General features: G+C 66.9%; 9 protein-coding genes. 2 read left to right on the forward strand and 7 right to left on the reverse strand.

What is annotated here, in order from left to right; translation table 11 throughout:
• Window positions 1-2: 2 nt before the first annotated feature.
• The 5 genes from BST27_RS23215 to BST27_RS23235 all read right to left on the reverse strand — a co-directional run bounded on the left by BST27_RS23215 (window position 3) and on the right by BST27_RS23235 (window position 5,461).
• The gene (locus BST27_RS23215; RefSeq protein ID WP_069418216.1) at window positions 3-872 is read right to left on the reverse strand and encodes an MlaE family ABC transporter permease; all 870 of its coding nucleotides are present in this window, start codon (window positions 870-872) and stop codon (window positions 3-5) included.
• Between the two features lies 1 nt (window position 873).
• Window positions 874-1,587, reverse strand: a complete 714-nt coding sequence (locus BST27_RS23220; RefSeq protein WP_371871694.1) for an MlaE family ABC transporter permease — start codon at window positions 1,585-1,587, stop codon at window positions 874-876.
• Window positions 1,588-1,994: 407 nt separating this feature from the next.
• Window positions 1,995-2,666, reverse strand: a complete 672-nt coding sequence (locus BST27_RS23225) for a TetR/AcrR family transcriptional regulator (RefSeq protein WP_069418214.1) — start codon at window positions 2,664-2,666, stop codon at window positions 1,995-1,997.
• Between the two features lie 299 nt (window positions 2,667-2,965).
• Window positions 2,966-3,283, reverse strand: coding sequence for a hypothetical protein (locus BST27_RS23230; RefSeq protein WP_069418213.1), 318 nt, complete (start codon window positions 3,281-3,283; stop codon window positions 2,966-2,968).
• A gap of 420 nt (window positions 3,284-3,703) precedes the next feature.
• Window positions 3,704-5,461 (reverse strand): PPE family protein, encoded by a 1,758-nt coding sequence (locus BST27_RS23235; protein ID WP_069418212.1) that lies wholly within the window; start codon window positions 5,459-5,461, stop codon window positions 3,704-3,706.
• 202 nt (window positions 5,462-5,663) lie between these two features.
• Between BST27_RS23235 and BST27_RS23240 the strand changes: the two genes are divergently transcribed.
• Both BST27_RS23240 and BST27_RS23245 read left to right on the forward strand, forming a co-directional pair.
• Window positions 5,664-5,879, forward strand: a complete 216-nt coding sequence (locus tag BST27_RS23240) for a hypothetical protein (RefSeq protein WP_069418211.1) — start codon at window positions 5,664-5,666, stop codon at window positions 5,877-5,879.
• Window positions 5,876-7,408 (forward strand): hypothetical protein, encoded by a 1,533-nt coding sequence (locus BST27_RS23245; protein WP_069418210.1) that lies wholly within the window; start codon window positions 5,876-5,878, stop codon window positions 7,406-7,408. The genes BST27_RS23240 and BST27_RS23245 overlap by 4 nt, the downstream gene beginning before the upstream one ends.
• Here the strand turns inward: BST27_RS23245 and BST27_RS23250 are convergent.
• Both BST27_RS23250 and BST27_RS33245 read right to left on the reverse strand, forming a co-directional pair.
• A complete protein-coding gene (locus BST27_RS23250; RefSeq protein WP_069418209.1) occupies window positions 7,401-7,865 on the reverse strand; it encodes a DUF5709 domain-containing protein in 465 nt (154 codons plus the stop codon). The genes BST27_RS23245 and BST27_RS23250 overlap by 8 nt on opposite strands.
• 181 nt (window positions 7,866-8,046) lie before the next feature.
• Window positions 8,047-11,578 (reverse strand): PE family protein (locus BST27_RS33245; RefSeq protein ID WP_211285318.1); only part of this gene is annotated, 3,532 nt, incomplete at its 5' end.

Raw genomic sequence — 11,578 nt, forward strand, 5'->3', positions numbered from 1 at the left:
GGCTACACGGTGAGGTTGAAGTTCGGGTTCTTGCCGTAGACCGACATGGCCGTCAGTACGACCACAATGACGATGGTGATCAGCGACAGCCGCATCGACCGGCCCACAGCTTCACCGACGCCGACCGGCCCGCCCTTGGCGGTGTAGCCGTAGTAGCAGTGGGTGGTCATTACCACCACCGCAACCAGGATCACCTCCGCGAACGACCAAGCCACGTCGTCGAGCCGCAGGAACGTGTGGAAGTAGTGGTTGTAGGTGCCGGGCGACTGCCCGTAGAACAGCACGGTGGTGGCCTGCGCCGACAGAAAAGCAAGGGTGATCGCCAACCCGTAGAGCGGGATGATGACGACGAGACCCGCCACCACCCGGGTGGACACCAGGTAGGCGATCGACCTGATGCTCATCACCTCCAGCGCGTCGATTTCCTCGCTGATGCGCATGGCGCCCAGTTCCGCGGTGGCACCAGCACCGACCGTGGCGGCCAACGCCTGACCAGCGGCCACCGGTGCCACAAACCGCACATTGACCATCGCGGCCAAAAAGCCGGTGAATGCCTCGACGCCGATGTTGCCCAGCGACGCGAAACCCTGAATGGCGACCAGTGAGCCGGCGGACAGGGTGATGAATCCGACGATGGCGGCCGTGCCGCCGGCTACCGCCATGGCGCCGGTGCCCATCCCCATCTGGGCAATCATCCGAATGAACTCTCGGCGGTAGCGGGTCAGGGCGAACGGGATCTGAGCGATGGCGCTCACGGCGAACCAGACCATCTGCCCGATTTCCACCATGTGGCGGGCAGGGGCGTCGCCATAGCGAGTGACGGTGGCAGCGGTGCGCGGGAAGCGATCTTGCAGTGCGGTGGTCGCAACCATGTCAGTGCCCCGTTCCGAACCGCACACCGATGGTGGTCAGTGCCGCGTTGACGGCGAAGAGGGCGATGAAGCACAGCACCACGGTCTCGTTGACGGCGGTGCCCAACCCCTTGGACCCACCCTTGACGATAAGCCCGCGGTAACAGCCGACCAGGCCCGCGATCAGGCCGAACGTCGCCGCCTTGACGAACGCGATCACGACCTCGGGCAGACCGGTGAGCGCTGTCAGCGTGGACAGGTACGCCCCGCTCGACACGTTCTGCAAGTACACGCTGAAGAGGTAGCCGCCGCCGAGTCCGACAGCGATCACCAGCCCGTTGAGCAGCACCGCGACGATCGTGGAGGCGACGACGCGCGGCACCACCAGACGGTGGATCGGGTCGATGCCGAGCACCTCGAGCGCATCGATCTCCTCGCGGATCGTCCTGGCGCCGAGATCGGCACAGATCGCGGTGCCTCCGGCGCCCGCGACCACCAGCACCGTCACGATCGGCCCGAGTTGGGTGACCGCACCGATCCCAGCACCGGCACCGGAGACGTCGGCGGCGCCGAACTCGGCCAGTAACACATTCAGCGTGAAGATGAGCAGCACAGTTTCCGGTATGGCCACGGCAATGGTTGGCAGCAGCGACACCCGCATCAGGAACCAGCCGTTCCAGATGAACTCACGCCACTCGAACGGTCGCGCCAACGCTTTTGCCGTCAATACGCACATACGGAAGAACCCGCCGGCCACCTCCGCCCCGGGCCCCAGACGGTGGCCTAGTTTGCCGACAAACGCGTTCGAGGCGGTCATCGGCGTTCCCAGCTCCCGCGCGACCGTCCTCGGAGCGATCTCCGACCTAGGGCATCGACTGCTCCCCGGGCGGCCCAATGGTCTTGCCGGCGGGCAGCTCCGGTGTCTGTTCCAGGGCTCCAAATCGCCCTCGTGTAGGACACGAGGCCAACTATCGCATTAGACCGTACGGTCAGTCAATAATCTTGATTCAGGTGGGGCTTGCCACCGAAGCCGCTGTTCGCGCACGATGATTCCAACCGCACCGTGAGGCAGGGGCGGCTACTGGGCACGTACTGTGCGATCCCTAAATACGCACGCGCACAATGCTTCTTGAAGCGAGTTGGCTATTCCGCTTTGTCGGTGACCGCGGCAATGCAGTCCCGCACCACGGAGACGAATTCGGCGGCAGGGTCGGCCCACTTACCAAGCTCGAACCGGTCGAGCAGTAGTCCGCCGAGGAAGACATCGACGAAAGCAGCCCCAACCTGCTCGGGCGTCCGGGAGTCGGCCGGGTTGAACCACACCCACATCCACTCCAGCGATCCCCACAGTTGCAGCGCTGCCAGCTCGACGTTCACACTGCGGAACAACCCGCAATCTACACCGGCGCGAATCTCGTCAATTGTGATTTCCTGCAACTGATCCCGCAGCTTACGCACCTGTTGCATGGCCGGGTCATCAGACAGCTGGACCACCTCGCGCTGGCTTGCCACCGTCGCGTTGCGTTCGATCACCTGAAACAACACCGAGGTGTGAATTATCGCGGCAATACGCTCGTGCGGCGCGCTCAAGCGGTCCCAGGCCATTCGGAGCGCCTCGAGTTGGCGCGCCAGGTGAGTCTCCTCCAGCTCCCGCAGCATCTGCGCTTTGGTGCCGAAATGATGGACGATAGTGCCCTTGGACATGCCCAGCTCGTCGGCAATGTCTCCGATATTTGTTCTGTCATAACCACGTTCGGCGACATAGCGAACAAAGGCATCGAGGATCTCACCACGCCGGCCGGGCGATCTGGGCATCTGTCACCCTTCGGGATCATCAGACTAACCGTACGAACGGTCTATCATAGCCCCTTCGCGCGCTGATTCGGCGCTACCCCGTTATGCCGTGTCTGCCGGTGGCTCGCCGACGCCCGGATGACCGGGCCGCCGGATGACCGAGCCGATTGGCCAGCTCCGGGCACGGCCGTCCGCCGTCCGTCGCCTGCCGTGCCCGCACGAGACACGGAGGTCCGTCAGTGTGCGAACCGCGGCGGTATTCCCCCACGCCTAGGAGTTGGCGAACGCCGACGGTCGGCGTCCACATGCCGTCCGGCAACTCATAAGGCCTTGAACACTTTGTCGCGATGGACCTCAGTGGGTGCAGTGACGACATACAGATTCGAACCAGGCACCGACTTAACTTCACCGGCGGTGTACATAGTCATCAATTCTCTGCCGTCGGTCTCGGCAATGCATATGTAGGTGTCGGTCTCAGCGTCGTAGTCGAAGCTGTCCCAGGCCAAGACAAACGCCAAGCAGTTGCCGTCGCTGTCTGCGACGACGAGCTTGTGTGCCCCAGACTTCTTTAGCAGCTCAACGTCGTGCACGCGCTGCGCAGAGAAGCCGTTGTTCTGGACCGCAGGGCTGTTTAACATCTACGTACTTCCTTACCGAGTGTGCCGGTGGTCCGCGTGCTGGGAAAACTGCGAACCAATCTGACACTACGTCCGGAATATCACTCCCGAAAGGGCATTAAGTCCATCTAAGAATTTCGAATTTCACGTACCCCGACTCCCCTGTTCGTTGCGGAAACGAATCCGGCTGATCCAGGCGCGCCAGCGCAGTTCACCAGGACAGCGCCTTAGGCTTGCGGCGGAGCGAAATTCAGATTCGGCGGGCCGAGCACAGGCTCGGGTTACGGCGCATGCCACCACATTTCAGTGTGATTTAGATATGTTTTCTCCCAACCTATTTCGAGATCGGCAGGAACGTCGCTCGCATCCGTTGAACATCGAAGCCGACACGCTGGCGCGGCCCTGACCGTAGCCAATTCCCTTACCGGACAACCAATGCGGTCAGTTGCCGTGTATCGCCAGCGCGGCCAGACTCAACAAGCCGGGGATACCAATCCCCGTGTTGCCAAAGCCTGAAATAAAGCCGCTGAAAATCCCGCTCGGGAAGGCGCCTATCGCGCCGGTGACACCGGTGTTGAAGAAGCCCGAGATTGCGCCGCTGATGATCGACCCTCCGGTGGCCTTGTTGAAGAAGCCAGACGAACCACCGCTTTCGAAGGAACCGCCGCTGAACTTGTTGCCGAACCCCGAGATCCCGCCGCCTTCGTTGAAGAACCCCGAATTGGCGGTGGTGCCAAGTCCCGCGTAACCGTTGTCGGTGGCAAACCCGAAGCCGGTGTTCACATAGCCGGAGTTCCAGAAGCCCGTGTTGATGTGGCCCGAGTTACCAAAGCCCGTGTTCGCCTCACCCGAGTTACCGAAGCCGGTGTTGAGGTTTTCCCCGTTCCAACCGCCGGTGTTCATCGACCCCGCGTTGCCGAGGCCGGTGTTGAGGAAGCCGGAGTTCCAGAAGCCGACGTTTCCGGCACCCGAGTTCCCGAAGCCCAAGAGGCCGGTGCCGGCATTGCCGATGCCAAAACTGTTGATGGCGCCCGGGAATACGGTATTGACACCCGAGCTGAAGATGCCGATGTTGCCGGTACCGGAGTTGAAGAAGCCAATGTTGTTGGTGCCCGAATTACCGAACCCGATGTTGCCGCTGCCGGAGTTCAACAGCCCGGCCAAGTTGATACCGACCTGGTTGTCGCCGCTGAGCCCGATCCCAACGTTGTTGTTGCCGCTGTTTCCGAAGCCGAAGTTTCCGTGGCCAGTGTTCCCCGCACCGATGTTTCCGGTGCCGGTGTTCCCGCCGCCTATGTTGCCGTCACCGGTGTTTCCGAGACCAAAATTGTTGCTGCCGAAGTTGCCCATGCCCACGTTGTTGTTGCCCGGCGACGGGTGAAAGGTGAACAGGTCTGGGTTGAAAAGGTCGGAGGGGCCGCTATTTCCGAAGCCGATGTTGCCGTTGCCGAAGTTGCCGAAGCCGATGTTGTAGCTGCCGTGGTTTCCGCCGCCAATGTTGTTGCTGCCGTTGTTACCCGAGCCGATGTTGTTGTTGCCCGACTGCGGTGGGACGAGTTCGCTGTTTCCCACCCCGCTGTTTCCGAAGCCGACATTGCCGTTGCCGGTGTTGCCGCTGCCAAGGTTGCCGTTGCCCCGGTTGCCGACGCCTAGATTCGGCAGGCTCTGCAGGAACTGCTGCAGGCTGGCCGGTATCGACACCAGATTCGCCGCCGCCGATGACGCCCCCGAGTGATAAGCCGCCATCGCCGAGACGTCCGCAGCCCACATGCCTTCGTACAGGCTCTCGCACGCCATGATCGCTTGAGCGTTGAGCCCCAAGAAGTTTGACCGCACCAGTTGAACGAACGCATTGCGGTTGGCCGCCACCTCCAACGGATGAATGGTGGCGGCCCGCGCCGCCTCAAACACGCTGGCCACCACTTTGGCCTGGGCAGACGCCCCCGCGGCTTGAGCCGCCGCAGCGTTCAAGAACGCCGTATAAGGGGTTGCCGCGGCCACCATCGCCGCGGAGGCCGGACCCTGCCAAGCCTGACCAGCCATGCCCGAAGTGATCGCCGAAAACGACGACGCGGCAATACCCAACTCCGAGGCCAGTCCGTCCCATGCGGCAGCGGCGTTCAACATCGGCGCCGAACCGGCACCGGTGAACATGCGCAATGAATTGATTTCCGGCGGCAGCACCGCAAAATTCGCCACGTCGAGCCCTCCTGCCTGGCTATCCCGGCGCCACCGGCGACCGGTGGGAACAGCCTCGCGCCAAACGATCAGAGGGGCTTGAGTAGTGGGTTACCTGATTCCGGATGCAATTGCCCGCTTGCGTACTCACCCGCACCGGTTACCTGACTTGGTGGGCCCATGGTGGAGATACAATCCACCAGCAACCCGACAGGAGACAACGATGTCTGAAGTCGCCGAGGAACTCTCTCGCACATTGCGCGCCCCCCTTCCCGATGGGTTCGAGAGCCTGCCCGCCGCACAGCTACAGGAACTGAACAGGCTTCTCGAAACCACGCTGGCGCGTCGCGCGCAAAAGTTGACCGAATCGATCAACGCATCGCTCGACCACACCCCGCGGTTGCTCCGTCCGGCGGTACGAAGGGCGCTTGGGCTGTGAGCGAGCATCTGGCCAAGTTGGCGGAAATCACCAAGCTTGCTCGACTGCTCAACGTCGAGGACCCGCACGACCTCGACTTTCTGCTGGACCTGCCCCACGAGTCGTTGCGTGCCTTCCGTGAACAGGTCACAGACCGGCTGTTTGACGCCGATACCGCGCGGCTGAAGCGGGTCGCGGCAGCCAGCAAGCTCGTGCCAGTCGCCATCAGCGCCAAGGCCGCACGACACGCATTCGGGCCACGGCTGTGTGCATCCATCGCCGGCATGTTGGACCCGTCCCGCGGCGTCGCCATTGCGGAGCAACTGCCGACGCCGTTTCTCGCGGAAACCTCGATCGAGCTCGATCCGCGCCGGGCGGCGTCGTTGATCAGCGCCATGCCACCACGGGTGATTGCCGAGGTCGCCAAGCAATTACTGCAGCGCGACGACCATGTCACGATGGGTCGCTTCGTGGGGGTCCTGCCGGATCCGTCACTGCGTGCGGCAGCACCCGTGATGGGAGACGCCGACCTGCTGCGCATCGGTTTTCTTCTCGAAGACAAGTCTCACCTCGACAATATGGTCGACATCGTCAGCGACCGACTGCCTGGGATCGTCCGCGCGGCACACCAGAACGATCTGTGGGCAGAGGCGATCGACCTGTTCGACAATGTCGGTCCCGACAACAAAGGCCGGATCGGCGACATCGCTGCATCATTGGGAGACGCGGTTCTCGAAGGCTTGATTCGTGCCGTGGAGGGCCTCGAAGCGTGGGATGCACTGCTGCCGGTCACGCGGGCGATGAGCCGAGAGAGTCTAGAAGTCTTCACGCAACATCCCGCGGTACACCGGGAGTCCACACTGACCGCGATTCTCGATGTGGCGTTGAACCAAGGGTTGTGGCTTGACCTGCTCCCGTTGGCGGCTCAATTACCCTGTGCACAACGGAAATTCATCGCTGCGCGGGTCGCCCAGGAGCCTGCGGAGCGACTGGGAGAACTCATTCGTGAAGCCGACGCCGCCGACGAATGGGAATCCTTGATTCCTATCGCGATGGCAATGAACGATGACGACCGCCGCCGCATGGCCGCGCTGCCTGTCATGCAGGACCCGGACGTGCTGCTCAAGGTGTTGACCACTTGCGCCCAGCACGACCTCTGGACAGACACCCTCCCGCTGGTCGCTTCACTCCCGGACAGCGCCATCCCGGTCCTGGCTTCGTATCTCGACGATTTGACCGATCAGCAGATCGTGTCTGCGGTGAACGCCGCTGCCCGCGGCGAAAATATCGAAACCCTGGTCGACCTCGCCCTCGCCCAGGATTCACAGGGTCGACGCCGCGTACTCGGACTGATCGACGGCATGGGCAACGTTGACGGGGTCGTCGCAGCGCTCACCGACGAAACCCCGCGGAAGGTGTGGCACGCACTAGTTCAACATCGGGACGAAATCCCAGATGCGTTGCGGGACCGTCTTGCCCGGCAAGCCGTCAACACCGGCCACGCCGACATCGCTGGCTCGCTCGCTGCCGAGCGAAGCGGGCTCAGCTGACCCTACCGTCGCCGATGTCGATGATGTGGACGGCGGCCTCTTCGGCAGAGGCTGCTCCCCCGCTGATACCCACATCCTCGGCCACCAGCTCCGCCTCCGTGTCTTCACCAAATCCCATGTCCGGCGCGACGAGTCGGCCGGCCCGCGGTCCTCCGACCTCACGCCACTCCGGAAACTCGGCCTCACGTTCGGCTTCGTCCGAACGCTGTTGTTCTTCTTGGTCGAGCGGATGATTGAGGCGCGACACGGGGTCTGGCTCTTCCTCGGCAAGCTGCTGATCGAGGGTTTCGGCCGCCCAGGCGCCCGGTCCGTACGGTCGCTCCGGCGGTGAATACCCTTCGTCGAGCATGTCGTCGACACCGCGATCAATCAGCGTGTCCTCTGGCTGCAGCTGGTTATCGTCGGGCTTGCTGTACTCGTCCGCCGACGGCAGCGTGCCGAAATTCTGACCGCTCATGACCTGACAACCCCTTTCGCCATGTGTCAGTGGCCATGTTGCCGCTCCCTGCCGTCAGGGCATAGGGCGCAAAGACACTATTGGCGCTGGGACATTGGTCCCTAAATGCCGCGCGAGCAGACGCAAAATCGTATTTTTCGGGCCGCTTTCGTACGAGTTTGCGTCTGCTCGCGGGAGAAACTTAGTTGCCGCCGTTGCCGCCCTTGCCGCCGTCCCCGCCGTCGCCACCGGTGGTGCCGCTGGGTCCGGCGCCCCCGCTTCCTAGGGTGCCCACGAAGCCGGATCCGCCGTTGCCGCCCTTGCCTCCGGTGCCGCCGTCGCCGCCGCCGCCGCCGCTACCGCCGTCGCCCCAGTACTTGGAGTCGCCCTTCGTGTTACCGCCGCCGCCAGCACCACCGCTGCCGCCGTGGCCGCCTTTGGCGCCGGAGACGCCGGGCATCGTTCCACTGCCGCCGTTTCCGCCGTTGCCGCCGTTGCCGCCGTCCCCGCCGTCGCCATTGTCGCCGGTGATGTTGTACCCGCCATAACCGCCGGTGCCGCCATTTCCACCGGTCCCACCGGCCGTGGGGGTGCCGCCGGTGCCTCCGCCGGTGGCCGTGCCGCCGCTGCCGCCGTGGCCGCCGTTGCCGCCGTTGCCGCCGTTGCCGCCGTCGTTGTTCGGTCCGTCATCCGGGTTACCGATGCCGCCGTTGCCCCCCTTGCCCCCGTTGCCGGCGAACCCGGCGTGGCCACCGGAGGCGCCGAAGCCATTGCCGCCGTTGCCGCCGTTACCGCCGTTGCCGGCGTTGCCACCGTTGCCACCGTTCAGGCCGGTTAACGCGGGGCCATCGCCGCTGCCGCCGTGGCCACCGGCCCCACCATCGGCGCCACTGCCGCCCTGGCCGCCGGCGCCGCCGGTAAAGCCCGCGTCACCGCCGTTGCCTCCGCTGCCGCCCGCGGCGCCGTTGCCGCCGGCGCCGCCGTTGGCACTCGGGCCGGCATCGCCGCCGTTGCCGCCGCTGCCACCCTCGCCGCCGTCGCCGCCGCTGCCGCCATGGCCCCCGCCGAAACCCGGGGAGATGCCGCCATTGCCGCCGTTGCCACCGTTGCCACCAGGAGCGGCGCTGCCGCCCTCATAGGAGTAGCCGACAATGTTGGAATACGAGGCATTGCCGCCGTCGCCGCCGATGCCGCCAGTGCCCCCGTTGCCGCCCATGCCGGCGATGTCGCCGTTGCCGTTGCCGCCGTTGCCACCATTACCGGCATTGCCACCTGCGCCGCCGTTGCCGCCACGGTGGCTGCTGGTGCCGTTGCCCTTGCCGCCGTTGCCGCCGTCACCGCCGTCACCTCCGTGTCCGCCCCTGCCGCCGTTCGGGCCGCCGTTCCCGCCGTCGCCGCCGTTCCCGCCGCTGCCGGCGGCGCCGCCGCTGCCTGCGTTGAAAACAGTGCTTTCGCCGCCTTTGCCGCCAGCACCGCCAGCGCCGCCGTTACCGCCGTCGCCGGCGTCTCCACCGCCGCCGGGGATCCCGCTGCCCGTGCCCGTGGCGCCGAACGAACTGCCTCCGTTGCCGCCCCGGCCGCCGACGCCACCGTTACCCCCCTTTCCGCCGTCGTCCGCGTCCGTCACCAACGAGTCGGCGCCGGCACCGCCGGCCCCCCCGGCGCCTCCGTTGCCGCCCTTGCCGCCGTTACCGGCTATTGCGCCGTAACCGTCGCCTCCCAGGCCGCCGGCGCCGCCGGCCCCACCTTTGCCACCGGGACCTCCGTCTTGGCCGGCTGCCTCGTTGCCGGAGCCACCAGTCCCGCCTTTGTTGCCATCGCCGCCGGAGCCGCCGTGGCCACCCGCGCCACCGCCGAGGCCGCCTGTGCCGCCGTTGCCGCCGGCGCCGCCGTTGCCGCCATTGCCGCCGGGGCCTCCGTCATGGCCGAAAGTGGGTGCGCCGCCGGCGCCAGCGGATCCAGCGTTGCCGCCGTCGCCCCCGTTGCCGGCGTTACCGCCGCCGACGCCGTCGACGCCGTTGCCGCCGTTGCCGCCGGCGCCGCCCTTACCACCATTGCCGCCGTTGCCGCCGGACCAGGAGTCGCCCATGAAGTCCCAAAAAGAATCTCCGCCGTTTCCGCCGTCGCCGCCGATGCCGCCATGGCCGCCATGGCCGGCGATGCCCCCCGCGCCCTTGGTCCCCGCAGTCCCACCGGCGTTGGCGATGCCGGCGGCTCCGCCTTGGCCCGCGTTGCCGCCGGGACCGCCGGCTCCGCCGTCTCCGCCGTTCCCGCCGTTGGCCCCCGGGCCGGTGCCCATTCCGTACGAGGGACCCTTGCCGCCTTGACCGCCGTTGCCGCCGTTGGCGCCGTTGCCGCCTTTGCCACCGTTTCCGGCGGTTCCACCGTGGGCGGCGCCGCCCTGACCGCCTCGCCCACCGTTGCCGCCGGCGCCGCCAGCGCCTCCGGGGCCGCCGTCGGCGTTCGGGTTGTCGGCGCCGTCGCCGGCGGAGCCGCCGTTGCCGCCGTTGCCGCCGTCCCCGCCGATGCCCGCCTTGCCGGCGGTTCCCGCAGCGCCGACACCCTCACCGGCCAGGCCGGCTTTCCCGGCGTCCCCACCAGTGCCGCCCGTGCCGCCGTGGCCACCGGGGCCGCCATCAGTGCCTTCGTCGGACAGGCCGTTGCCACCGGCACCGCCGATGCCGCCGTTGCCGCCGTTACCACCGCTGCCGTTGGTGCCACCGATGCCGGCCGTGCCGCCGGTTCCGCCTTGGCCGCCGTTCCCGCCGCCGCCACCGGTGCCGCCGTTGATGGTGGTCATGGCGGTGCCGTCTTTTCCGGCGGCGCCGTTGCCGCCGTTGCCTCCCAACCCGCCCTTGCCGCCATTGCCGGATATGCCGTCGGTGCCCCCGGTGCCTCCCGTCCCGGCGATGCCTGCGATGCCGGCGTTGCCTCCGGTCCCGCCCATGCCGCCGTTGCCGCCCTTGGTGCCCTGGTCTACGGCCGTGCCGCCAGCCCCGCCCGTGCCCCCTGTGCCGCCATTGCCACTGTTGCCGCCGGAGCCGTTGATGCCACCTGGCCCGCTGTCGCCGCCGGCCCCCCCATTACCACCTGCCCCGCCGGCGGGCCCGGCCTTGCCGTCAACCCCGGCCGCGGCAGCGGCCGCGGTGCCACCGTTACCGCCGTAGCTGCCGTTACCGCCGTTGCCGCCATTGCCGTAGGCACCCGCCGTCCCGCCGACGCCACCGATGCCGTTGTTGCCGCCGGCACCGGCTTTGCCGCCGTCACCGCCGTGGCCGCCGGCCCCGCCTGCCAGGGTTCCGGTGGCGTCGGCGCCATGACCACCATCGCCGCCGGCCGCGCCGCTGCCGCCCGCCCCGCCATTGCCGTTGATGGCCCAATTGCTGCCGTTACCGCCCGTCCCGGCGGCCCCACCAGCACCGCCGCGACCCCCACTACCGCCGTTGTGACCGTTGTTGGTTGCCACACCGCCGTTGCCGGCGACCCCTCCATCACCACCGGCGCCGCCATTACCCGCGACCGCCGCGAGCCCGGCGGCCGCTCCGCCAACGCCGCCAGCACCGCCGGCCCCGCCGTCGCCGCCATTGGCCGCGCCCAGGGCCGCGGTGTCGTTGCCGCCGGCGCCACCGGCACCGCCCTGACCGCCGGCCCCGCCGTGGCCACCACCACCGGATGTACCGTCGCGGCCCGCGCTGCCTCGAACGCCGCCGCGGCTAACCGGGCATGACCCGCCG

This window comes from Mycobacterium intermedium (genome assembly GCF_002086275.1).
Lineage (GTDB): Bacteria > Actinomycetota > Actinomycetes > Mycobacteriales > Mycobacteriaceae > Mycobacterium > Mycobacterium intermedium.

Coding starts and splice junctions, on each gene's coding strand:
- BST27_RS23225 (WP_069418214.1), bottom strand. CDS start 2,666: ATGCCCAGATCGCCCGGCCGGCGTGGTGAGATCCTCGATGCCTTTGTT.
- BST27_RS23250 (WP_069418209.1), bottom strand. CDS start 7,865: ATGAGCGGTCAGAATTTCGGCACGCTGCCGTCGGCGGACGAGTACAGC.
- BST27_RS23240 (WP_069418211.1), top strand. CDS start 5,664: ATGTCTGAAGTCGCCGAGGAACTCTCTCGCACATTGCGCGCCCCCCTT.
- BST27_RS23230 (WP_069418213.1), bottom strand. CDS start 3,283: ATGTTAAACAGCCCTGCGGTCCAGAACAACGGCTTCTCTGCGCAGCGC.
- BST27_RS23215 (WP_069418216.1), bottom strand. CDS start 872: ATGGTTGCGACCACCGCACTGCAAGATCGCTTCCCGCGCACCGCTGCC.
- BST27_RS23220 (WP_371871694.1), bottom strand. CDS start 1,587: ATGTGCGTATTGACGGCAAAAGCGTTGGCGCGACCGTTCGAGTGGCGT.